The following is a 22,259-nucleotide window of genomic DNA, read 5'->3' on the forward strand; positions in this document are numbered from 1 at the left end:
TTACTCGTCAGCGTCGGATACGGTAATGCAGCCAGGTTTGCCGGCAGCGTAGGTGAGGCTCGGGTCGACCAGCGCCCCGAAGCGGGTAAGGGCGTCGGAGCCGATCAGAAGCGGGTATTGAAAGGCACTGCGATCGGTGAGGTTCACTTCGATGCTGCGCCGAGCCGCGCCCATGCAGAGGTCCAGTTCGACGACCGGGCGCGGTGTGTAAGTCTTGTCCTCGTCCGGGTCGAAATCGCCGGCGCGTCGCTTGATCTTGCTGATGCGTTGCAGGGGCAGCTCGATGGGGCGGTCATGGGCCTCGTCAATCGCCAGGTAGAAACGCACCCAGCTCTTGCCGTCGCGCTTGAAGCGCTCGATATCGCGTGCGCTGAGTGAGGCGGTTTGCGCCCCGGTGTCGAGTTTGGCTTGCACTTCCAGATCGAAACCAGGTAAGGCCACGTGCTCGTTCAGGCCGTAGATGGTTTTGTCGGCGGCATGCGAAAGCAGAGGGACAGGCAGTAGGCACAGCAGTAGAAGGTAGGGTCTGACGCTCATAGATCCAGGCGTAGTCGAGTCGGAAGAAGCATGGCGGAACAACGGCACATGCGCTTGAACGATCACGAACAGCGAACGCTGACCGCGGCGAAGTATCGCTGCATTCTAGCATGGCGTCCTTGGGGTCGCGAGAAGGCCAATGCAGCGCTTGCATGTCGTCTCTCGATGTTGATGTGTCGACAATCTACCTTGGTATACGTTGACCCTCTGCAGTTTACAGGCGTAGATTTGCGGAAAACTCGTCGCAAGTGTCAACAATATGCTCGATACGCTCATTCCGAACTCGTCAGCTACCGCCGATAGCGGAACCCTCTCCGAGCATGTGTTCCGCTCGATCCAGGCCGCGATCATCCGCGGGGACATCGCGCCTGGCAGCAAGATATCGGAGCCTGAGCTCGCCAGAACCTATGGCATCAGCCGCGGGCCGCTGCGCGAAGCCATTCACCGGCTCGAAGGCCAGAAGCTGCTCGTCCGGGTTCCTCATGTCGGGGCGCGGGTGGTGTCCTTGAGCCACGCCGAACTCATCGAACTCTATGAGATTCGCGAATCACTGGAGGGCATGGCATGCCGTCTCGCCGCCGAGCGTATGAGCGAGGCGGAAATCGACGAGTTGCGCCGTGTGCTCGATACGCACGAGCGTGACGAGGCCTTCCAGGCTGGTGTGGGCTATTACCAGCAGGAAGGCGATTTTGACTTCCACTATCGCATCATCCAGGGCAGCGGCAACCGTACCCTCACCCAGATGCTCTGCAGCGAGCTCTATCAACTGGTACGGATGTACCGGATCCAGTTTTCGACCACTCCCAACCGGCCGCGCCAGGCCTTCGCCGAGCATCACCGCATCCTTGATGCGATCGCCGACCGGGACGGTGAACTGGCCGAGCTGCTGATGCGCCGCCATATCTGCGCGTCCAAGCGCAACATCGAGCGTCACTACCAGGGCGTTCGCCAACAGACACCACAGACAAGAGGTGAGGCATGACACTTCCAACACCCGGCCAACGCTTTCGCGACGCCGTCGCCAGTGAGCATCCTCTGCAGGTGGTCGGCGCGATCAACGCCAACCATGCGCTGCTTGCCAAGCGCGCCGGCTTCAAGGCGATTTACCTCTCCGGCGGCGGCGTAGCGGCCGGCTCGCTAGGACTACCGGACCTGGGCATCACCGGGCTGGACGACGTGCTGACCGACGTCCGCCGGATCACCGACGTCTGCAATCTGCCGTTGCTGGTCGATGTCGATACCGGTTTCGGCGCTTCGGCATTCAACGTGGCGCGTACCGTGAAGTCGATGATCAAGTTCGGTGCCGCTGCGATCCATATCGAGGATCAGGTCGGCGCCAAGCGTTGTGGCCATCGGCCCAACAAGGAAATCGTGAGCCAGCAGGAGATGGTCGATCGGATCAAGGCGGCGGTTGACGCCCGCACCGACGACAGCTTCGTGATCATGGCGCGAACTGACGCGCTGGCCGTCGAGGGGCTGGATGCGGCACTCGAACGTGCTCAAGCCTGCGTCGAGGCGGGGGCCGACATGGTCTTCCCGGAGGCGATCACCGAGCTGGCCATGTACAAGCAGTTCGCCGAGCGCGTCGGCGCGCCCATCCTGGCGAATATCACCGAATTCGGCGCGACGCCGCTGTACACCACCGATGAGCTGGCAAGCGTCGACGTCTCGCTGGTGCTTTACCCACTGTCGGCCTTCCGCGCAATGAACAAGGCCGCGGAAAACGTCTACACCGCCATCCGCCGCGACGGCACTCAGAAGAACGTCGTCGACACCATGCAGACCCGCATGGAGTTGTACGAGCGCATCAACTATCACGCATTCGAGCAGAGCCTTGACGCGCTGTTCGCGCAGAAGAAGGGCTGAAGCGCGTAGCACGAAGCGACTTTGCAATATCCAGAATAAATCCAAGAAGGAGAACGCAATGGCTGAAGCAAAAGTACTGAGCGGGGCGGGGCTGCGCGGGCAGATCGCCGGCCAGACCGCACTATGCACCGTCGGTAAGGAAGGTGCGGGTCTGACCTATCGTGGTTATGACGTGCGCGACCTGGCCGCCGTGGCCGATTTCGAGGAAGTCGCCCATCTGCTGTTCCATGGCGAGCTACCCAACGTGGATCAGTTGGCCCGCTACAAGGCGCGCCTGAAGACGATGCGCGACCTGCCGCAAGCGCTCAAGGAAGTGCTCGAGCGCATTCCATCGAGTGCACATCCGATGGACGTGATGCGCACCGGCGCATCCATGCTGGGCACACTTGAGCCCGAGCTCAGCTTCGATCAGCAGCGCGACGTGGCCGAGCGGCTGATGGCGGCCTTCCCGGCAATCATGTGCTACTGGTATCGCTTCAGTCATGACGGGGTGCGGATCGACTGTAACAGTGATGAGGACACCCTGGGCGGGCATTTTCTGGCGCTGCTGCACGGCAAGAAACCGAGCGATCTGCATGTCAAGGTGATGAACGTCTCGCTGATTCTTTACGCCGAGCACGAGTTCAACGCGTCGACCTTCACTGCACGTGTCTGCGCCTCGACCCTCTCCGACCTCTATTCCTGCGTGACCGGCGCTATCGGCTCGCTACGTGGCCCGTTGCATGGCGGTGCCAACGAAGCCGCGATGGACATGATTCAGCAATGGAAGTCGCCAGACGAGGCGGTGCAGGGCATCCTCGGCATGCTCGAGCGCAAGGACAAGATCATGGGATTCGGCCATGCGATCTATAAAGAGTCGGATCCGCGCAACGAGGTGATCAAGGTCTGGGCGAAAAAGCTTGCCGACGAGGTCGGTGACACCGTCCTGTATCCGGTGTCGGTCGCGGTCGACGAGACCATGTGGGCACAGAAGAAGCTCTTCCCCAACGCCGACTTCTACCACGCTTCGGCGTATCACTTCATGGGCATCCCCACCAAGCTGTTCACGCCGATCTTCGTTTGCTCGCGGGTAACCGGCTGGGCGTCCCATGTGTTCGAACAACGCAGCAACAACCGCATCATCCGGCCGAGTGCCGACTACATCGGCCCGGAGCAGCGCGCGGTCGTTCCGCTCGCCGAGCGCTGATGGACAACGGGGAGCCGAGTGCTCCCCGGACATGCACACACCGAATCGAGTCTTTCCGGCATGAATACAGAACACCGCAAACCTTTGCCCGGCACGCAGCTGGACTACTTCGACACGCGCGCCGCCATCGAAGCGATCCAGCCGGGTGCCTACGACAAGCTGCCTTACACCTCGCGCGTGCTGGCCGAGCAGCTGGTGCGTCGCTGCGATCCCGCGTTGCTGGGCGATTCGCTGCGGCAGATCGTCGAGCGTCGGCGCGACCTCGATTTCCCCTGGTACCCGGCGCGGGTGGTCTGCCACGACATCCTCGGCCAGACCGCTCTGGTGGACCTGGCCGGCCTGCGCGATGCCATCGCCGAGCAGGGCGGTGACCCGGCGAAGGTCAATCCGGTCGTGCCAACTCAACTGATCGTCGACCACTCGCTGGCGGTCGAGTACGCGGGCTTCGACCCCGACGCGTTCGAAAAGAATCGAGCGGTCGAGGAGCGGCGCAACGAGGACCGTTTCCACTTCATCGAGTGGACCAAGACGGCGTTCAAGAATGTCGACGTGATTCCCGCTGGCAATGGGATCATGCACCAGATCAATCTGGAAAAGATGTCCCCGGTCATCCAGGCGCGCCATGGCGTGGCCTTCCCCGACACCTGCGTCGGCACGGACAGCCACACCCCTCACGTCGATGCGCTGGGTGTGATCGCGGTCGGCGTCGGTGGGCTGGAAGCGGAAACGGTCATGCTCGGGCGTGCCTCGATGATGCGCCTGCCGGATATCGTCGGTGTGCGTCTGGAGGGCAAGCGGCAGCCGGGCATCACTGCGACGGATATCGTGTTGGCGCTGACCGAATTTCTACGCCGCGAGCGCGTCGTCGGCGCTTACGTCGAGTTCTTCGGCGAGGGTGCGGCGAGCCTGACCATTGGCGACCGCGCAACCATCTCGAACATGTGCCCGGAATACGGCGCCACAGCAGCAATGTTCTATATCGACCAGCAGACCATCGACTACCTCAAGCTGACCGGGCGTGAGCCGGAGCAGGTGGCGCTGGTCGAGCACTACGCGCGGACCACCGGCCTCTGGGCTGATGCACTGGTCGATGCCGAATACGAGCGCGTGCTCGAATTCGACCTGTCCAGCGTCGAGCGCACCATGGCGGGGCCGTCCAACCCCCATCGGCGCCTGCCGACCACGGCATTGCACGAGCGCGGTATCGCAGTCGACCTGGACAAGGCAAAGGCCGAGGAAGCGCAGGGTCTGATGCCCGACGGGGCGGTTATCATCGCCGCGATCACAAGCTGCACCAACACCTCCAACCCGCGCAACGTGGTCGCTGCCGGTCTGCTGGCGAAAAAGGCCAATGCGCTGGGGCTCGTACGCAAGCCGTGGGTGAAAACCTCGTTCGCGCCCGGCTCGAAAGTGGCGAAGCTCTACCTGGAGGAGGCTGGCCTGCTGACCGAACTGGAGAAGCTCGGCTTTGGCATCGTGGCCTATGCCTGCACCACCTGTAACGGGATGTCGGGCGCGCTGGATCCGAAAATCCAACAGGAAATCATCGAGCGCGACCTTTACGCGACGGCCGTGCTTTCCGGCAATCGCAACTTCGACGGGCGCATCCATCCCTACGCCAAGCAGGCCTTTCTCGCTTCGCCGCCCCTTGTCGTGGCTTATGCAATCGCAGGTACGGTGCGTTTCGACATCGAGCAGGACGTACTGGGCCACGATGCCGAAGGGAAGCCGATCACCTTGAAGGATCTCTGGCCCAGCGACGAGGAAATCGACGCGATCGTCGCGTCGTCGGTCAAACCCGAGCAATTCAAGCAGATCTACATTCCCATGTTCGATCTGGGCACGGTCAGGGAGGCTGAAAGCCCGTTGTATGACTGGCGGCCGATGTCGACCTACATCCGTCGCCCGCCGTACTGGGAAGGGGCGCTGGCTGGCGAGCGTGCGCTCAAGGGCATGCGTCCGCTGGCGGTGCTGCCGGACAACATCACCACCGACCATCTGTCGCCCTCCAATGCGATCCTGCCGGACAGCGCGGCGGGCGAATACCTGGCGAGGATGGGTTTGCCTGAGGAAGACTTCAACTCCTATGCCACCCACCGCGGCGATCACCTGACTGCGCAGCGCGCCACCTTTGCGAATCCACAGCTGGTCAACGAAATGGCGGTGGTTGATGGGCAGGTGAAGAGAGGCTCGCTGACGCGCGTGGAGCCGGATGGCACCGTGATGCGGATGTGGGAAGCGATCGAAACCTACATGAACCGCAAGCAGCCGCTGATCATCATCGCGGGCGCGGACTATGGGCAGGGATCCTCGCGTGACTGGGCAGCGAAGGGCGTTCGATTGGCCGGGGTGGAAGCCATTGTGGCTGAAGGGTTCGAGCGTATTCACCGGACCAACCTGGTCGGCATGGGTGTGCTGCCGCTGGAATTCGAGCCTGGAACGACGCGCCTTACGCTTGGCATCGATGGCAGCGAAACCTTCGACGTGATCGGTAAGCGCACGCCTCGTGCCACGCTGACACTTGTAATGACGCGCAAGAATGGCGAACGCATCGAAGTGCCCGTCATCTGCCGGCTGGACACTGCCGAAGAGGTATCGATCTACGATGCCGGCGGCGTGCTGCAGCGTTTTGCCAAGGATTTTCTCGGCCAATCCTGACGACGCGCCGGGGCGCAGCGGCCCCGGCGAACCCTTATCCAGGCGGCGCTGCTTGTTCGCCGCCCCATCTCATGAGGCACACCTTCGATGGCCCACGCACCCCAGATGAGAATCCCCGCGACCTACATGCGTGGCGGGACCAGCAAAGGCGTATTCTTCCGTCTGCAAGACCTGCCGCCTGCTGCGCAGGTCCCCGGCGAGGCGCGGGACCGGCTGTTCATGCGTGTCATCGGCAGCCCGGACCCCTACGGCAAGCACACCGACGGTATGGGCGGTGCTACCTCGAGTACCAGCAAATGCGTGATCCTGTCGCGCAGCGAACGCGCTGAGCATGACGTCGAGTATCTCTACGGCCAGGTCTCGATCGACACCGCATTCGTCGACTGGAGCGGCAACTGCGGAAACCTGTCCACTGCAGCGGGCGCTTTCGCCATCCACGCCGGCCTGGTCGACCCGGCACGTATCCCGCGCGACGGCACCTGCAGCGTACGGATCTGGCAGGCCAATATCGGCAAGACCATCATTGCCCATGTACCGGTCAGCGACGGAGCGGTCCAGGAAACCGGCGATTTCGAACTTGACGGTGTGACCTTCCCGGCGGCGGAGATCGTGTTGGAATTCCTTGACCCGGCGGACGAAGGGGAAGGCGAGGGCGGCGGCTCGATGTTTCCTACCGGCAAGCTGGTCGACGACCTGGATGTGCCTGGCGTCGGCGTGCTCAGGGCAACCCTGATCAATGCGGGCATTCCGACCGTCTTCATCAACGCCAAGGACGTCGGCTTCAAGGGCACCGAATTGCAGGACGCCATCAATGGGCACCCTGAAACGCTCGCCATGTTCGAATCGATTCGCGCTCAGGGCGCGATCCGCATGGGGCTGATCGAGTCCGCGGAGCAGGCCGCCAAGCGGCAGCACACGCCCAAGGTTGCGTTCGTTGCCAAGCCTGCCGACTATCTGTCGTCGAGCGGCAAGACAGTGCATGCGGAAGAGGTGGATCTGCTGGTGCGCGCGCTGTCGATGGGCAAACTGCACCACGCGATGATGGGTACCGCCGCCGTCGCCATTGCCACCGCGGCTTCGGTTCCGGGAACGCTCGTCAATCTCGCCGCTGGCGGAGGCGATCGATCTGAAGTGGTGTTCGGGCACCCCTCGGGCACGCTCCGGGTGGGCGCCGAGGCGCGCCAGGTCGATGGCAACTGGACTGTGCTCAAGGCCAGCATGAGTCGCAGTGCGCGCATTCTCATGGAAGGGTGGGTGCGCGTCCCAGGCGAAGGCCTGTAAAACCGCAGTGGCGTCTCCATCACCTGGCCGGGTTGATCGCTATCAGACAACAAAAAGTCCGCACTAAGCGGACTTTTTGTTGTCTAGCGAACCGGTGACTATTTGAGCCTGCGCTCGACGCCTTTCTCGACGAGGATCTTCGCGGATATTTCCTCGACTGAAAAATGCGTCGAGTTGATGAAGTTGATGTTCTCGCGCCGGAAGAGACTCTCGACCTCGCGGACCTCGAATTCACACTGGGCGAAACTGGCATAGCGGCTGTTGGGCTTGCGCTCATTGCGGATCGCGGCCAGTCGGTCGGGGTCGATTGTCAGGCCAAACAGCTTGTCGCGATGCGTCTTCAGCGCATTCGGCAGCTGCAGCCGCTCCATGTCGTCTTCGGTCAGCGGGTAGTTCGCCGCGCGGATGCCGTACTGCATGGCCATGTAGAGGCAGGTAGGCGTTTTGCCGCACCTGGACACGCCGACCAAAATGAGGTCGGCCTTGTCGTAGTAGTGCGTGCGAGCACCATCGTCGTTATCGAGGGCGAAATTGACCGCATCGATTCGCTCCATGTAGTTCGCGTTATGGCTGATCGAGTGGGATTTGCCCACGGAATAGGAGGAACGTGACATCAGTTCATGTTCCAGCGGAGCAAGGAAAGAGGAAAAGATGTCGATCATGAATCCATTCGACTCGGCCAATATGTCCCGAATCTCCTGGTTGACCAGCGTGTCGAAGATGATCGGCCGCGCCCCGTCGTTCTCCGCCGCTTTGTTGATTTGCTGTACCATTGCCCGCGCTTTTTCGGCCGTATCGATATACGGGCGGGTCAGTTTGGTGAAGCTGATCGTTTCGAACTGTGCCAACAGACTCTGGCCGAGTGTTTCGGCCGTGATTCCGGTGCCGTCGGAGATAAAGAAAGCAGTTCGTTTCATTGCGCCTGGGACCTTAAGTCAAGAACGGTTCTCAGCTATAGTAGGCCCCTTCGCCGAGCCTCGATTGGCGGGCATTGTTACTTATTTCGCAGGGCCAGGCCACCGTGCCGCGGAAGGGCACGAATCGAGTTTCCAACACAACGTGGAGAGATCACCTTGGTAGAGTACGTAGTTTCCCTCGATAAGCTCGGCAATCATGATGTTGAGCGTGTAGGGGGCAAGAACGCCTCCCTGGGCGAGATGATCAGCAACCTGGCGGGTGCCGGTGTCTCGGTGCCCGGTGGTTTCGCCACTACGGCTCAGGCGTATCGCGACTTCATGGAACTCAGCGGACTGAACGAGCAGATCCACTCGCTGCTCGACGCGCTGGACGTCGATGATGTCAATGCCCTCGCCAAGGCCGGCTCGCAGATCCGAGGCTGGGTCATGGATGCCGAATTCCCGCCGCAGCTCGACGCCGACATCCGTACCGCGTTCGCTGAAATGGGAGCTGGCAATGAGAATATGGCGGTCGCCGTTCGCTCATCTGCCACCGCCGAAGACCTTCCAGACGCCTCTTTCGCCGGGCAGCAGGAAACCTTCCTCAACATCCGTGGCGTCGACAATGTCATTCGCGCCACCAAGGAAGTCTTCGCCTCCCTGTTCAACGATCGCGCCATTGCGTACCGCGTGCACCAGGGCTTCGACCACAAGCTGGTTGCGCTCTCCGCCGGCGTCCAGCGCATGGTGCGCTCGGAAACCGGCACCGCGGGCGTGATGTTCACGCTGGATACGGAGTCCGGTTTCCGCGACGTCGTATTCATCACCGGTGCCTATGGCCTCGGCGAGACCGTGGTGCAGGGCGCGGTCAACCCTGACGAGTTCTACGTCCACAAGCACACCCTGCAGGCCGGCCGTCCAGCGATCCTGCGCCGCAACCTCGGCAGCAAGGCCATCAAGATGGTGTACGGTGAGGAGGCTCGTGCCGGCAAGTCGGTCAAGACCGTGGATGTCGAGCAGGCCGACCGTATGCGCTTCTGTCTGACGGACGAAGAGGTCTCCAACCTTGCCAAGCAGGCGATGATCATCGAGCAGCACTACGGCCGTCCGATGGATATCGAATGGGCGAAAGACGGTGACGACAACCAGCTCTATATCGTCCAGGCCCGCCCGGAGACCGTGAAGAGCCGCAGCAGCGCCAATGTCATGGAGCGCTACCTGCTCAAGGAAAAAGGCAAGGTACTGGTCGAAGGCCGTGCGATTGGCCAGCGCATTGGCGCCGGCCCGGTCAAGATCATTCGCGACGTCTCCGAAATGGACAAGGTTCAGCCGGGCGACGTGCTGGTCTCCGACATGACCGACCCGGACTGGGAGCCCGTGATGAAGCGCGCCAGTGCCATCGTCACCAACCGTGGCGGTCGTACCTGCCATGCCGCGATCATCGCCCGTGAGCTGGGCATTCCCGCTGTCGTCGGTTGCGGCAACGCCACCGAACTGTTGCAGGACGGCCAGCGCGTAACCGTAACTTGCGCCGAGGGCGATACCGGCCTGATCTTCGAGGGTGAGCTGGGCTTCGACATCCGCCAGAACTCCATCGATGCCATGCCCGAGCTGCCGTTCAAGATCATGATGAACGTTGGCAACCCCGACCGTGCGTTCGATTTCGCCCAGTTGCCGAACGAAGGCGTGGGTCTGGCCCGTCTCGAATTCATCATCAACCGCATGATCGGCGTGCACCCGAAAGCGCTGTTGAATTTCGACGGCCTGCCGGCGGACATCAAGGGCAGCGTCGAGAAACGTATCGCCGGTTATGGCGATCCGGTCGACTTCTATGTCGAGAAGCTGGTCGAGGGCGTCAGTACGCTGGCGGCAGCGTTCTGGCCGAAGAAGGTCATCGTGCGCCTGTCGGACTTCAAGTCCAACGAATACGCCAACCTCATCGGCGGCAAACTCTACGAGCCGGAAGAAGAGAACCCGATGCTCGGCTTCCGCGGTGCGTCGCGCTATATCAGCGACTCCTTCCGTGACTGCTTCGAGCTCGAATGCCGCGCCATGCGCAAGGTCCGCGACGAGATGGGCCTGACCAACGTCGAACTGATGGTTCCGTTCGTACGGACCTTGGGTGAAGCGTCGCAGGTCATCGACATCCTTGGGCAATTCGGCCTCAAGCGTGGCGAGAACGGCCTGCGGATCATCATGATGTGCGAGCTGCCATCCAACGCGCTGCTGGCCGATGAGTTCCTCGAGCACTTCGACGGGTTCTCCATCGGGTCGAACGACATGACCCAGCTGACACTCGGTCTCGATCGCGATTCGGGCATCATTGCCCATCTGTTCGACGAGCGTAATCCGGCGGTCAAGAAACTACTGGCCAGCGCCATCGAGGCGTGCAACAAGGCGGGTAAGTACATCGGTATCTGCGGCCAAGGCCCATCCGATCACCCCGACCTTGCAAAATGGCTGATGGAGCAGGGCATCGAAAGCGTCTCGCTGAACCCCGATTCGGTCCTGGATACCTGGTTTTTCCTCGCTGACGCGGAACTGAAGTAAGTAATGTGGAAAGGGGGCTCGCCCCCTTTCACAGTCTCATTCTCGCGCCGACTTCAATATAGTGCTTCGGCTGCTCTGGCTTGCGCCAAGCCGGGGCTAGTCGGCAACGTAAGGAGCGTCTCATGCAATACGTCACGCCCGATCTTTGCGACGCCTACCCGGACCTGGTGCAGGTCGTGGAGCCTCTGTTCAGCAACTTCGGTGGTCGCGACTCGTTCGGTGGTCAGATCGTCACCATCAAGTGTTTCGAAGACAACTCGCTGGTCAAGGAGCAGGTAGAGCTCGACGGTGCCGGCAAGGTTATGGTCGTCGACGGTGGAGGTTCGCTGCGCCGAGCGCTGCTGGGCGACATGCTCGCCGAGAAGGCGGCGCGCAACGGGTGGGAAGGCTTGATCATCTACGGCTGCATACGTGATGTCGATGTGATCGCACAGACCGAGTTGGGTGTACAGGCCTTGGCGACGCATCCGATGAAGACCGACAAACGCGGCATCGGCGATCTGAATGTGCCGGTGACCTTCTGCGGCGTCACCTTCCGGCCTGGCAACTACGTCTACGCCGATAATAATGGCATCGTGGTTTCGCCCGAACCGTTGAAGATGCCCGAATAGGTGCCAACTGCGTAAGCTTCGAGCCCGGCAACGCCGGGCTTTTTTACAGGTCTGGTTTGCAAAGGTGGTCAGTTGATTCAGGTTGATCAGTCAGGATTGCTGCACGCGCTCGTACTGGACGGTAACGGCGGGGCTCGGCACGTCGAACATGCGGATCTGGCCATGCTCGAGTTGGGTGAGTCGGAAACCCTCTGGTTGCATTGGGACCGCAGTGCGCGCGGCGCGCAGCAATGGTTGCGCCAAGCAAGCGGCTTGAGTGGGTTCGCCTGCGACGTCCTGTTAGAAGAGAACACGCGCCCACGATTGCTCAACCTGCCCGGTGACGAGCTACTGCTCTTTCTTCGAGGTGTGAACCTCAATCCGGACGCTGAGCCAGAAGACATGGTGTCGTTGCGTGTGTTCGCTGACGCTCGACGGGTTATCTCGCTGCGCTTGCGTCCGCTACGTTCGACCGAGGTCGTGCGTGCGCAGCTGGACGCAGGGACTGGCCCGAGGACGTCCTCCGAGGTCTTGCTGGGCCTGGCCGACGCGTTGACAGAGCGTGTCGATGACCTGGTTACCGTGCTGACCGAAAGGCTGGACGAGGAGGAGGAGCGCGTCGAAAGCGATGAGCGTTATACGCCCCCGCAGGACAAGCTGCTTGCGCTTCGCCGCCAGGCGGCCAGCCTGCGTCGTTTCTTGTTGCCACAGCGGGAGATTTACGGCCAGCTGACGCGTCATCGCCTGCCGTGGTTCGTCGCCGACGACACCGACTATTGGAACGAGCTGAGCAACCGGCTGATCCGGTATCTGGAAGAGCTTGAACTCATCCGAGAGCGGATCAATCTGGTGCTCGAGGCTGAAGAGCGGCGCATGCGCGAGCGTATGAACCGAACCATGTATCTGCTCGGTATCATTACCGGCTTCTTCCTGCCACTGAGCTTTATCACCGGCCTGTTGGGTATCAACGTGGGCGGCATCCCAGGGGCTGATTATTCATTCGGCTTCCCTGTGGTGTGTCTGATCATTCTCGCTACCGCCGCTTTCCAATGGTGGTTGTTCCGCCGCCTGAAGTGGGTCTGAGATGTGACTTGCATCCCCCTTCCTGCCGTCTAGATGTGACACCAAAGTGAGGTAATCATGCGCGATCCCTTCGAAGAGTCGCTGCGAGACCTGCTCAATTCCCAGTCGACACACGATGACGAGGCGTGCCTTGATCGTGTGCTGAAAACCGCCAACCGACAGGTGGGTGCTGGTGATCTGTTCGGCTTGATGGGGCACTGGCTGCAGGCCGCGATGATCGCCCTTAGCGGCGGCGCTTCGAGCAAGTCGGTCGCCGCGCGGCGCAACCCTTCCCGTTCTTCTATCGATAAGGCTGACTGATCATGGATCTCGATCCCTGGAGCCAGAGTTTGTTTGGCGCCTTGAGCGCGCTGTGGACGCCCATTGCCGCCTTCATTCCGCGTCTGTTCGGCGCATTGCTGGTGTTGGCCGTCGGCTTCGTTGTGGCCAAACTGCTGGATGCGTTGCTATCCAAGCTGCTCGCGAAGGTGGGGCTCGATCGCCTGGTGGCAGGCACAGGGCTGACGAAGCTGCTATTGCGTGCTGGCATTCGTGCGCCCGTATCGGCGCTGATTGGCAAGATCGTCTATTGGTTCGTGCTGCTGGTGTTTCTCGTGTCCGCCGCCGAGTCACTGGGCCTGGCTCGGGTATCGGCGACCCTCGACATGCTTGCGTTGTACGTGCCGAAAGTTTTCGGTGCCGCGGCGATCCTCCTGGCCGGTGTCCTGTTGGCGCAACTGGTAAATGGCCTGGTTCGCGGTGCGGCGGAAGGCGTGGGGCTGGAGTACGCAAGCGGGTTGGGACGGATTGCCCAGGGCTTGGTAATCATCATCAGCATTTCGGTTGCGATAGGTCAGCTGGAAGTCAAGACCGAGCTGCTCAATTACGTGATTGCCATTGCCCTGATCTCCGTAGGCCTTGCGGTGGCGCTGGCCTTCGGCCTCGGAAGCCGAGAATTGGTGAGTCAGATTCTGGCGGGAATCTATGTTCGTGAGCTCTACGAAGTGGGCCAGCGAATCAGGGTTGATGCCTTGAATCTCGACGGCGAAATCGAGGAGATCGGAACGGCAAAGACGTTGCTGCTGACCGACGATGGCGAATTGGTCTCCATCGCCAATCGAGTGTTGTTGGAGCAGCGCGTGGGCAGCCGTTAGGCCGGGAATCTGTTAAAGTGCGCCGCCCCCGATTGCTGTTTTCAGGATCGGCGTCCGTTACCGACCGCCGGCTCGAAGTGTCTTGACCAAAGCTCAGCCTCTCGCCATGAATTATGACCCCCGCCAGCTATCCGATGAGGAACTGGTGCAGCGCGCGCATACGGAACTGTTTCATATAACGCGTGCGTACGAAGAGCTGATGCGGCGATATCAGCGCACCTTGTTCAACGTGTGCGCACGTTATCTCGGCAACGATCGCGACGCCGACGATGTCTGCCAGGAAGTGATGTTGAAGGTGCTGTATGGCCTCAAGAATTTTGAAGGCAAGTCCAAATTCAAGACATGGCTATATAGCATTACTTACAACGAATGCATCACCCAATATCGCAAGGAGCGGCGCAAGCGTCGACTGCTCGACGCCTTGAGTCTGGATCCTCTTGAGGAGGCGTCGGAGGAAAAGGCTCCGGTAATCAATGACAAAGGCGGGCTCGATAGGTGGCTCGTTCATGTCAATCAAATAGATCGGGAGATTCTAGTTCTACGATTCGTCGCGGAACTGGAATTTCAGGAGATCGCCGACATCATGCACATGGGTTTAAGCGCAACGAAGATGCGCTATAAACGGGCACTGGATAAATTGCGGGAAAAATTTTCCGGTATTGCTGAAACTTAACGCCTGATAGTTGTCGTATTGGTAGCGAACAGCGTTGGCTTACAGTTAACCGGTTTCCTTAGATTGTTCTGATACTAACCACCAGATGGGGATTTACGGATGAAGCTTAAAAACACCTTGGGCGTTGCCATTAGCTCCTTGGTCGCCGCCACTTCTCTTAGCGCGCTGGCACAGGGCCAAGGCGCCGTAGAGGTGGAAGCCTTCGGTAAGCACTATTTCACCGACAGCTCTCGCGATGTTCAGCGCGACGGCGAGCTGTACGGCGCAGGCGTCAGCTACTTTCTGACGGATGATGTGTCCTTGGGCCTGTCCTACGGCGAATATCACGACCTGACGTCCAAGGATCCCGTCGGTGCGGGCGGCCACAAGGACATCAAGGGCAGCCTGACCTCTCTCGATGCCACCTACCACTTCGGTCAGCCTGGGGTTGGCCTGCGTCCGTACGTTTCGGCTGGCGCCGCGCATCAGAGCATTGGACAAGCCAACCGCAGCGGGCGCGATCACAGCACCTTCGCCAACGTGGGCACCGGGGTGAAGTACTACTTCACCGAGAATTTCTTCGCCAAGGCCAGCGTCGATGGCATGTACAACATCGATGCGGACGAAGGCGAGTGGATGGCAGGCGTGGGTGTTGGCCTGAACTTCGGTGGCGGCGCGCAGCAGCAGGTCGCGCAAGTCGAGCCGACGCCGGAGCCGGCACCTGCCCCTGTCGTCGACACCGAGCCGGAGCCGGAACCCGAACTGGTTCGCGTGGAACTCGACGTCAAATTCGATTTCGACCGCGCTCAGGTTCGTGAGGAAAGCTACAGCGACATCAAGAACCTGGCTGATTTCATGCAGCAGTATCCGCAGACCAGCACCACGGTCGAAGGGCATACCGACTCCGTGGGTACCGACCAGTACAACCAGCGTCTGTCCGAGCGTCGTGCTCAGGCCGTTCGTGAGGTTCTGGTCAATCAATACGGTGTGGAAAGCCAGCGTGTTGACTCGGTCGGCTACGGCGAATCTCGCCCTGTCGCCGACAACAGCACCGAGGAAGGTCGCCAGATCAACCGCCGTGTAGAAGCAGAAGTAGAAGCTCAGGTTCGCTAAACGATCTGCGCGTCAAAAAAAGCCCGGCACCGCCGGGCTTTTTCATGCCTCAAGGAAACGGCAGGGAATGCTGCGCTGCAGCTCAACCACGCGGACCGAATTTCGTCTGTGGGAGCGTGCCAGCCCTTGCTCCGGCGCCGGCTGAAATGCTGAAAGCCAGGCAAGAAAAAGCCCGCCGAAGCGGGCCTTTCCACACAACGTTTCGCTTACACGGCTACGACGTCGATCTTGGCCTTGGCCGCTGATTCGCGGAACTCGGCGATCTGGTCGAAGCTCAGGTAGCGATAGACATCTGCCGCCATGGTGTCGATCTGCGCTGCGTAGGTCATGTATTCCTCCACAGTAGGCAGGCGACCCAGGATCGAGGCGACTGACGCCAGCTCGGCCGAAGCCAGGTAGACGTTGGTCGCGTCGCCCAGACGGTTGGGGAAGTTACGGGTCGAGGTGGAGACCACCGTCGAGCCGGTTTCTACCCGAGCCTGGTTACCCATGCACAACGAGCAACCTGGCATTTCCAGTCTTGCACCGGCACGGCTGTAGATGCCGTAGTAGCCTTCCTCGGTCAGCTGATGCTGATCCATCTTGGTTGGCGGCGACAGCCACAGGCGAGTGGGCAGGGCGCCATCCACCTTGTCCAGTAGCTTGCCGGCTGCACGGAAGTGGCCGATGTTGGTCATGCAGGAGCCGATGAACACTTCGTCGATCTTCTCGCCCTGAACACTCGACAACAGGCGCGCGTCGTCCGGATCGTTCGGTGCGCAGAGTACCGGCTCCCTGACCTCGGAAAGATCGATTTCGATGATTTCGGCGTACTCGGCGTCTGCATCCGCAGACAGCAGCTTCGGATTGGCCAGCCAGGCTTCCATTGCCTGGGCGCGGCGCTCCAGGGTGCGAGCGTCGCCGTAGCCTTCGCTGATCATCCAGCGCAGCAGCGTGATGTTCGACTTCAGGTACTCAGCGATTGCCGCTTCCGGCAGCTTGATGGTGCAGCCGGCCGCCGAGCGCTCGGCAGAGGCGTCAGAGAGTTCGAAGGCTTGCTCGACGGTCAGGTCGTTCAGCCCTTCGATCTCGAGAATACGACCCGAGAAGATGTTCTTCTTGCCTTTCTTCTCGACCGTCAGGAGGCCTTTCTGAATCGCGTAGTAGGGGATTGCATGAACCAGGTCGCGCAGCGTGATACCAGGCTGCATCTTGCCCTTGAAGCGAACCAGTACGGACTCCGGCATGTCCAGCGGCATGACGCCGGTGGCAGCTGCGAAGGCGACCAGGCCGGAACCGGCCGGGAAGGAAATGCCCATCGGGAAGCGGGTGTGCGAATCACCGCCAGTGCCCACGGTGTCCGGCAGCAGCATGCGGTTCAGCCAGCTGTGGATGATGCCGTCGCCCGGGCGCAAGGACACACCGCCACGGGTCATGATGAAGTCGGGCAGCGTGTGATGCGTGGTCACGTCGATGGGTTTCGGGTACGCCGCCGTGTGGCAGAAGGACTGCATTACCAGATCGGCGGAGAAGCCCAGGCAAGCCAGGTCTTTCAGCTCGTCGCGGGTCATCGGGCCGGTGGTGTCTTGAGAACCGACTGTGGTCATCTTCGGCTCGCAGTAGGTGCCGGGGCGAACGCCCTTGCCTTCAGGCAGGCCACAGGCACGACCGACCATCTTCTGCGCCAGGGTATAACCCTTGTTGCTTTCGGCAGGCGCTTCGGGCTTCTTGAACAGGCTGGACGGACCCATGCCTAGTTCGGCACGTGCCTTTTCGGTCAGGCCGCGGCCGATGATCAGCGGGATGCGGCCGCCGGCGCGCACTTCATCGAGCAGGACGTCGGTCTTCAGCTGGAAGGTGGTGACCAGCTCGTCGCTGTCGTGGCGACGGACCTCGCCCTTGTAAGGGTAAACGTCGATCACATCGCCCATGGCGAGGTCGGAGCAGTCGAACTCGATCGGCAGGGCGCCGGCATCTTCCATGGTGTTATAGAAGATCGGTGCGATCTTGGTACCGAAGCAGAAGCCACCAGCGCGCTTGTTCGGAACGTTCGGGATGTCGTCACCGAAGAACCACAGGACGGAGTTGGTTGCGGATTTGCGCGAAGAACCGGTGCCGACCACGTCGCCGACATAGGCAACCGGGAAGCCCTTGGCCTTCACGGCTTCGATCTGCTTGAGCGGGCCGACAGAGCCCGGCTGGACCGGCTCGATGCCGTCGCGGGCCATCTTCAGCATGGCTTGTGCGTGCAGCGGGATGTCGGGACGGGACCAGGCATCCGGAGCGGGCGACAGGTCGTCCGTGTTGGTTTCGCCAGGTACCTTGAAGACCGTCAGGGTAACCTTTTCAGGTACGGCAGGCCTCTTCACGAACCACTCGCCGTCAGCCCAGGACTGCATCACGGCCTTCGCGGCGGCATTTCCATTCTTGGCGCGCTCGGCGACGTCATGGAAAGCATCGAACATCAGCAGGGTATGCTTCAGTTGTTCGGCGGTAACCTCGGCAAGCGCCGGGCTGTCCAGCAGTTCCACCAGGGTGGCGATGTTGTAGCCGCCCTGCATGGTCCCCAGCAGTTTGACGGCGTGCTGCTTGTCGATCAGCGGCGAGGTGGCTTCGCCCTTCGCGATGGCGGAAAGGAAGCCTGCCTTGACGTAGGCGGCCTCATCGACGCCCGCCGGAACGCGGTTGGTGATCAGGTCGAGGAGGAATTGTTCTTCGCCGGCCGGCGGATTCTTCAGCAGTTCGACCAGACCTGCGGTCTGCTCGGCGTTCAGCGGCTGGGGCACGACGCCCTGGGCGGCACGCTCTTCTACGTGTTTGCGATAGGCTTCAAGCACAGTTATTACCCTCATCAGTGGTCCCTTGGGTGTCTCGGGACGCGCATCCGGAAGCTGTTTTCAAAGTTTTACGCCGGCCAGGCCGGATGCGCAGGGTAGAGGGATCTGCGCATCCGCTAATGCCGGTTCAACTGTGCTCGTGACGCTTTGAAAACAGCTTCTCTCGGATCGTGGCGCCGAAAACGGCGGGCTGATTCTACTGGAACGGGCTCGCAAAGTTAAGCGCGCGACCGCCGCGCGCGCCCGAACCAAAGCGCCGGAGCGCGGCCCGTGGAGAGCGGTCGGACCTCCGACTGGCGCGGCCTTGGTGGATCTCGATGCGCTGAAGCGCATTGGGCCGTGACCCGGCTTGGACAAAAGTCTAAGATGCAGCGCCGTCGTTCGATCCTGCTTTGTCATGTCCAATCACCGCATCAAAACGCCTTGTGTCGGCTTGTGTTCCACCGTCTATGGCGATGTGGTGTGTCGCGGCTGCAAGCGCTTTCATCATGAAGTGGTGAATTGGAACGCGTACGACGAGCAAAGCAAACGCTCGGTCTGGCGGCGCCTGGAGCATTTGCTCGCGCAGGTGATGATGGCCAAGGTGGAAATCTTCGATACTGAGCTGCTGCGGCGTCAGCTTGAGGCCCGGCAGATTCGGTTCGTTGCGGAGCAATCCCCTTATTGCTGGGCTTATCAGCTCATCGCCCGGGGCGCACGCATGATTCAGCAGCTTGACGCTTACGGTGTCGTGCTGCTGCCCGAGTTTCGCGACTGGGCGCTACCAGAGCTGCGTGACGCCATCGACCGCGAATTCTTTCTGCTGTCGGAGGCGCACTACCACCGGTACATCGCGCCCGGACTGGTGGCAGGTTCCGAGTAAATCACGGCCGCACATGACAACGTTGTGCCACGAGCTGTTCCAAGTGATCGATGATGTCGTCAGGCTTGAGTACCAGAACGTCGCTTTCCAGTGCATCAAGCACGACTTCAGCGGTGTTGCCCATCAAAGCGCCTGAAAATCCCGTTCGGGCTACGGTGCCGATCACGGTGACAACCGCGTTTAGTTGATGACAGACGCGAGGGATCAGCGCGTCCGCCGGGCCCTCTTCAATATGAAGTTGGCCGTCCGGAATGTTGAATTCCGCCTGGAACTGCTTGCAGGCGGCGCGATAGCGCGCTTCGATAGTTTCCTTGAGCTGAAATGCCGGATCTGCAGCGGAAAGCATGGCCGACGGGTGGGCTGTGATGACATGCAGATTGCCTTCGGCCAGTGCGGCGATCTGGTGGCCGTGTTGAATGATCGATGCATGCAGCGTCCGGTGTTCGATGTCGGCATTACCGACGTCGACGGCGGCGAGCACATTACCGCCGGTCCATGGCGCCTCCGTCTTCACCAGCAGAACGGGGCAGGGGCAGTAGCGCATCAGTTTCCAGTCATCCGGTGTTAGCAGGGCGCGCTTGAGTGCGCTGTCGGGCACATGCTGCTTGATTACCAGGCCGCATCCTTCGGCTTGCTGCACGCAGGCGATCGTCTGGTGCAAGCTGTCGTGCCACGCTTGTTCCGCTGTGACGACCATGCCCTGACCCTGGAGCTCCTGCTGGATCCGGGTGAGGTAGGCGTCATGATCGTCCTTGCTGGCGACCAGCAGATGCAACCTGGCCTGACTGACGCTGGCGATCAGACGGGCGCGTTTCACGGCCAGGTCATCTGGCTGTTTCGGGTCGAGTACCACGAGAATGCAGCGAAGCGCTTGCATGTTCGGCTCCTTTTCCAGCTTTGATGGACTCACTATAGACAAGTGGCGACGCTGAGAATCTGACGCAGGTCAAACGCTTCTGGCCGTGAGCGGCGGTGCCCGTATAATGCGCTCCCCGACTCGCCACCTTTCCCGCATGATGCCCAACCCGATGCTGCCTGAACTCAACGACTTTCTCGGATGTGCCACACCCCAGGCATGGATTGACCTGGCGTTGCGTAAGCAGGACGTGATGTTGATTGATCACGCCAACTGCGAGAAGAAGGCTGCCGGAACCGCCTTTCAGCTGATGTTCAGATACGTCGACAAGCCGGATCTGCAAAACAAGATGTCCCGGCTGGCACGAGAGGAGTTGCGGCATTTCGAGCAGGTGCTTTCGATCATCCGCAAGCGGGGCATCGAGCTGCGCAATGTCGGTTCGTCTCGTTATGCCGCGGGCTTGCGCGCCTTCGTGCGTAACGCCGAGCCGCACCGGCTCATCGACACACTGGTCATCGGCGCGTTCATCGAGGCACGATCCTGCGAGCGCTTCGCATCCCTGGTGCCATACCTCGACGAGGAACTGAGCCGGTTCTACCACGGCTTGCTGAAATCCGAGGCCAGGCACTTTCAGGACTATCTCAAGTTGGCCTACCTGTACGGCGATTCAGCCGATATCGAGGCGGCTGTGGAGCGCTTCAGGGTGAAAGAACGCGAGCTGGTCGAAAGTCCGGATGACGGCTTTTACTTTCACAGTGGTGTGCCGGCCGCCAGCTGAGGTCAATCCAAGGCGAAGGGTTGTTGATGTGCACCCGATTCGTCTATTTGAAGAGCCCAGCCCTGACGATCCCAGTCGCCGAGCACGATACGCCTGGCAGACCGGCCGTCTACTTGCATGTCATGCACCGCCGGACGGTGCGTGTGACCATGGACAAGCGTTCGAACCTTGTACCGCCGCATGACCTTGATCACCTCGTCCGGCGTCACGTCGACGATATCGCTGGCCTTCATGCGCGTCTCGGTCTTGCTGGTGGACCGTAGCCTACTGGCGAGCTGCTGGCGCTTGGCGAGTGGAAGCTGGTGGAGTACGAACAGGCTGATCGGATTACGGAGCCACCGTCTAAGCCGCATGTAGCCGGTGTCGCGAGTGCACAGGCTGTCGCCGTGCATCAGCAGTACCCGCTCGTTTCTGAGCTTGGCGACGTGCGGGTCATGCAGCAGCTCGCAGCCGGCCTGACGACAGAATCTCCTTCCGATCATGAAGTCGCGGTTCCCGTGCATCAGGAAGATGCGGGTGCCGCGCTCGCTTAACGCCTTCAATGCACCGGCGATATCGATCTGGAACGGGGTCATCCCGTCGTCGCCAATCCAGACCTCGAAAAAGTCCCCGAGTATGTAGAGGGCTTCGGCATGGCTGGCCCGGTCGTCGAGAAAACGAAGAAACGCCCGGGTAATATCCGGGCGTCCTTCCTCAAGATGCAGATCGGAAATCAGCAGGATCAACAGGCTTTACTCGACGATCTCTGCCTTTTCGATCACCACGTCATCGACCGGTACGTCCTGGTGACCGGACTTCATGGTCGTCGGCACGCCCTTGATCTTCTCCACCACGTCCATGCCTTCGACGACCTTACCGAACACCGCGTAGCCCCAGCCCTGAACGGTCGGCGCCGTGTGGTCGAGGAAATCGTTGTCCTTGACGTTGATGAAGAATTGCGCAGAAGCCGAATGCGGCTCCATGGTGCGCGCCATGGCGAGGGTGCCGGTCTTGTTGGAAAGACCGTTGTTGGCTTCGTTCTTGATTGGCGCACGGGTAGCTTTCTGCTTCATGCCCGGCTCGAAACCACCGCCCTGGATCATGAAGTTGCTGATCACGCGGTGGAAGACTGTTCCGTCGTAGTGGCCGCTCTTGACGTATTCCTTGAAGTTGGCGGCGGTTTCCGGGGCCTTGTCTTCGAACAGTTCGATCGAGATGACGCCATGATTGGTGTGGAGTTTGATCATTGAAGCCTTCCTTATCAGACGAGAAGTCGCGTCGGTACGCGGTGCCTGGATCTGGGCTGAACAGCGCTGCAGTAGCGGCAGATGCGGCCGGGCGCATGGCTCTGTCAGGGGGTTGACGGGTCCGCTATGATAAGCGCTTTGATTTGGCGGGCCTACCCTGAGCCGCGCATTCGCAG

General features: G+C 60.8%; 20 protein-coding genes. 14 read left to right on the forward strand and 6 right to left on the reverse strand.

The genetic code is table 11. The annotated features are described in order from the left end of the window. Entirely contained in the window at window positions 1-537 is a 537-nt protein-coding gene (gene rloA, locus MST27_RS08480; protein WP_243605531.1) for a retropepsin-like aspartic peptidase RloA, read from the reverse strand. A 259-nt stretch (window positions 538-796) separates the two neighbouring features. Here rloA and MST27_RS08485 point away from each other — a divergent pair, with 259 nt between their 5' ends. The 5 genes from MST27_RS08485 to prpF all read left to right on the forward strand — a co-directional run bounded on the left by MST27_RS08485 (window position 797) and on the right by prpF (window position 7,528). Beyond that, window positions 797-1,519 (forward strand): GntR family transcriptional regulator, encoded by a 723-nt coding sequence (locus tag MST27_RS08485; protein WP_243605532.1) that lies wholly within the window; start codon window positions 797-799, stop codon window positions 1,517-1,519. Beyond that, on the forward strand, window positions 1,516-2,403 hold the full coding sequence (prpB, locus tag MST27_RS08490; RefSeq protein ID WP_243605533.1) for a methylisocitrate lyase: 888 nt from the start codon (window positions 1,516-1,518) through the stop codon (window positions 2,401-2,403). Before MST27_RS08485 ends, prpB begins: the two co-directional genes overlap by 4 nt. A gap of 58 nt (window positions 2,404-2,461) precedes the next feature. After that, window positions 2,462-3,589 carry a bifunctional 2-methylcitrate synthase/citrate synthase gene (prpC, locus tag MST27_RS08495; RefSeq protein WP_243605534.1) on the forward strand — a complete coding sequence of 376 codons (1,128 nt, stop codon included), beginning with the start codon at window positions 2,462-2,464 and terminating at the stop codon, window positions 3,587-3,589. A gap of 60 nt (window positions 3,590-3,649) precedes the next feature. Further along, window positions 3,650-6,247, forward strand: a complete 2,598-nt coding sequence (gene acnD / locus MST27_RS08500) for a Fe/S-dependent 2-methylisocitrate dehydratase AcnD (protein ID WP_243605535.1) — start codon at window positions 3,650-3,652, stop codon at window positions 6,245-6,247. A gap of 87 nt (window positions 6,248-6,334) precedes the next feature. Further along, entirely contained in the window at window positions 6,335-7,528 is a 1,194-nt protein-coding gene (prpF, locus tag MST27_RS08505; protein ID WP_243605536.1) for a 2-methylaconitate cis-trans isomerase PrpF, read from the forward strand. 98 nt (window positions 7,529-7,626) lie between these two features. On the opposite strand, the gene ppsR is transcribed toward prpF, so the two are convergent. Then, entirely contained in the window at window positions 7,627-8,445 is an 819-nt protein-coding gene (ppsR, locus tag MST27_RS08510) for a posphoenolpyruvate synthetase regulatory kinase/phosphorylase PpsR (RefSeq protein ID WP_243605537.1), read from the reverse strand. A 156-nt stretch (window positions 8,446-8,601) separates the two neighbouring features. Between ppsR and ppsA the strand changes: the two genes are divergently transcribed. From ppsA to MST27_RS08545, 7 genes are all read left to right on the forward strand, one after another. After that, window positions 8,602-10,974: a phosphoenolpyruvate synthase gene (gene ppsA / locus MST27_RS08515; RefSeq protein ID WP_243605538.1), complete on the forward strand. Its 2,373-nt coding sequence runs from the start codon at window positions 8,602-8,604 to the stop codon at window positions 10,972-10,974. A 122-nt stretch (window positions 10,975-11,096) separates the two neighbouring features. Beyond that, window positions 11,097-11,585 carry a ribonuclease E activity regulator RraA gene (gene rraA / locus MST27_RS08520; protein ID WP_243605539.1) on the forward strand — a complete coding sequence of 163 codons (489 nt, stop codon included), beginning with the start codon at window positions 11,097-11,099 and terminating at the stop codon, window positions 11,583-11,585. 72 nt (window positions 11,586-11,657) lie between these two features. Then, window positions 11,658-12,647: a CorA family divalent cation transporter gene (locus tag MST27_RS08525; protein ID WP_243605540.1), complete on the forward strand. Its 990-nt coding sequence runs from the start codon at window positions 11,658-11,660 to the stop codon at window positions 12,645-12,647. Window positions 12,648-12,704: 57 nt separating this feature from the next. After that, the gene (locus tag MST27_RS08530; protein WP_243605541.1) at window positions 12,705-12,947 is read left to right on the forward strand and encodes a CrfX protein; all 243 of its coding nucleotides are present in this window, start codon (window positions 12,705-12,707) and stop codon (window positions 12,945-12,947) included. 2 nt (window positions 12,948-12,949) lie between these two features. Beyond that, the gene (locus tag MST27_RS08535) at window positions 12,950-13,780 is read left to right on the forward strand and encodes a mechanosensitive ion channel family protein (RefSeq protein WP_243605542.1); all 831 of its coding nucleotides are present in this window, start codon (window positions 12,950-12,952) and stop codon (window positions 13,778-13,780) included. Window positions 13,781-13,862: 82 nt separating this feature from the next. Then, window positions 13,863-14,453: an RNA polymerase sigma factor SigX gene (gene sigX, locus MST27_RS08540; protein WP_243605543.1), complete on the forward strand. Its 591-nt coding sequence runs from the start codon at window positions 13,863-13,865 to the stop codon at window positions 14,451-14,453. Window positions 14,454-14,552: 99 nt separating this feature from the next. Continuing rightward, entirely contained in the window at window positions 14,553-15,545 is a 993-nt protein-coding gene (locus MST27_RS08545; protein WP_243605544.1) for an OmpA family protein, read from the forward strand. 206 nt (window positions 15,546-15,751) lie between these two features. On the opposite strand, the gene acnB is transcribed toward MST27_RS08545, so the two are convergent. Continuing rightward, complete coding sequence (gene acnB / locus MST27_RS08550) at window positions 15,752-18,361, reverse strand: bifunctional aconitate hydratase 2/2-methylisocitrate dehydratase (protein WP_243605749.1); 2,610 nt, start codon at window positions 18,359-18,361, stop codon at window positions 15,752-15,754. Between the two features lie 397 nt (window positions 18,362-18,758). Here acnB and MST27_RS08555 point away from each other — a divergent pair, with 397 nt between their 5' ends. Then, entirely contained in the window at window positions 18,759-19,223 is a 465-nt protein-coding gene (locus MST27_RS08555; RefSeq protein WP_243605545.1) for a DUF1289 domain-containing protein, read from the forward strand. A 1-nt stretch (window position 19,224) separates the two neighbouring features. On the opposite strand, the gene MST27_RS08560 is transcribed toward MST27_RS08555, so the two are convergent. Then, a complete protein-coding gene (locus MST27_RS08560; protein WP_243605546.1) occupies window positions 19,225-20,100 on the reverse strand; it encodes a universal stress protein in 876 nt (291 codons plus the stop codon). A 151-nt stretch (window positions 20,101-20,251) separates the two neighbouring features. On the opposite strand from MST27_RS08560, the gene MST27_RS08565 reads away from it, so the two are divergent. Further along, window positions 20,252-20,857 carry a MiaE family protein gene (locus MST27_RS08565; protein WP_420864233.1) on the forward strand — a complete coding sequence of 202 codons (606 nt, stop codon included), beginning with the start codon at window positions 20,252-20,254 and terminating at the stop codon, window positions 20,855-20,857. 2 nt (window positions 20,858-20,859) lie between these two features. On the opposite strand, the gene lpxH is transcribed toward MST27_RS08565, so the two are convergent. After that, complete coding sequence (lpxH, locus tag MST27_RS08570) at window positions 20,860-21,582, reverse strand: UDP-2,3-diacylglucosamine diphosphatase (RefSeq protein WP_243605547.1); 723 nt, start codon at window positions 21,580-21,582, stop codon at window positions 20,860-20,862. Between the two features lie 6 nt (window positions 21,583-21,588). Further along, window positions 21,589-22,083, reverse strand: coding sequence for a peptidylprolyl isomerase (locus MST27_RS08575; protein ID WP_243605548.1), 495 nt, complete (start codon window positions 22,081-22,083; stop codon window positions 21,589-21,591). Between the last annotated feature and the right edge of the window lie 176 nt (window positions 22,084-22,259).

The sequence above is a fragment of the Stutzerimonas marianensis genome (assembly GCF_022810315.1).
Taxonomy (GTDB): domain Bacteria; phylum Pseudomonadota; class Gammaproteobacteria; order Pseudomonadales; family Pseudomonadaceae; genus Stutzerimonas; species Stutzerimonas marianensis.

Bases quoted from the DNA above. Each gene is read 5' to 3' on its own strand.
- rloA (WP_243605531.1), bottom strand. From the start codon at position 537: ATGAGCGTCAGACCCTACCTTCTACTGCTGTGCCTACTGCCTGTCCCT.
- MST27_RS08485 (WP_243605532.1), top strand. From the start codon at position 797: ATGCTCGATACGCTCATTCCGAACTCGTCAGCTACCGCCGATAGCGGA.
- prpB (WP_243605533.1), top strand. From the start codon at position 1,516: ATGACACTTCCAACACCCGGCCAACGCTTTCGCGACGCCGTCGCCAGT.
- prpC (WP_243605534.1), top strand. From the start codon at position 2,462: ATGGCTGAAGCAAAAGTACTGAGCGGGGCGGGGCTGCGCGGGCAGATC.
- acnD (WP_243605535.1), top strand. From the start codon at position 3,650: ATGAATACAGAACACCGCAAACCTTTGCCCGGCACGCAGCTGGACTAC.
- prpF (WP_243605536.1), top strand. From the start codon at position 6,335: ATGGCCCACGCACCCCAGATGAGAATCCCCGCGACCTACATGCGTGGC.
- ppsR (WP_243605537.1), bottom strand. From the start codon at position 8,445: ATGAAACGAACTGCTTTCTTTATCTCCGACGGCACCGGAATCACGGCC.
- rraA (WP_243605539.1), top strand. From the start codon at position 11,097: ATGCAATACGTCACGCCCGATCTTTGCGACGCCTACCCGGACCTGGTG.
- MST27_RS08530 (WP_243605541.1), top strand. From the start codon at position 12,705: ATGCGCGATCCCTTCGAAGAGTCGCTGCGAGACCTGCTCAATTCCCAG.
- MST27_RS08535 (WP_243605542.1), top strand. From the start codon at position 12,950: ATGGATCTCGATCCCTGGAGCCAGAGTTTGTTTGGCGCCTTGAGCGCG.
- MST27_RS08545 (WP_243605544.1), top strand. From the start codon at position 14,553: ATGAAGCTTAAAAACACCTTGGGCGTTGCCATTAGCTCCTTGGTCGCC.
- MST27_RS08555 (WP_243605545.1), top strand. From the start codon at position 18,759: ATGTCCAATCACCGCATCAAAACGCCTTGTGTCGGCTTGTGTTCCACC.
- MST27_RS08560 (WP_243605546.1), bottom strand. From the start codon at position 20,100: ATGCAAGCGCTTCGCTGCATTCTCGTGGTACTCGACCCGAAACAGCCA.
- MST27_RS08565 (WP_420864233.1), top strand. From the start codon at position 20,252: ATGCTGCCTGAACTCAACGACTTTCTCGGATGTGCCACACCCCAGGCA.
- MST27_RS08575 (WP_243605548.1), bottom strand. From the start codon at position 22,083: ATGATCAAACTCCACACCAATCATGGCGTCATCTCGATCGAACTGTTC.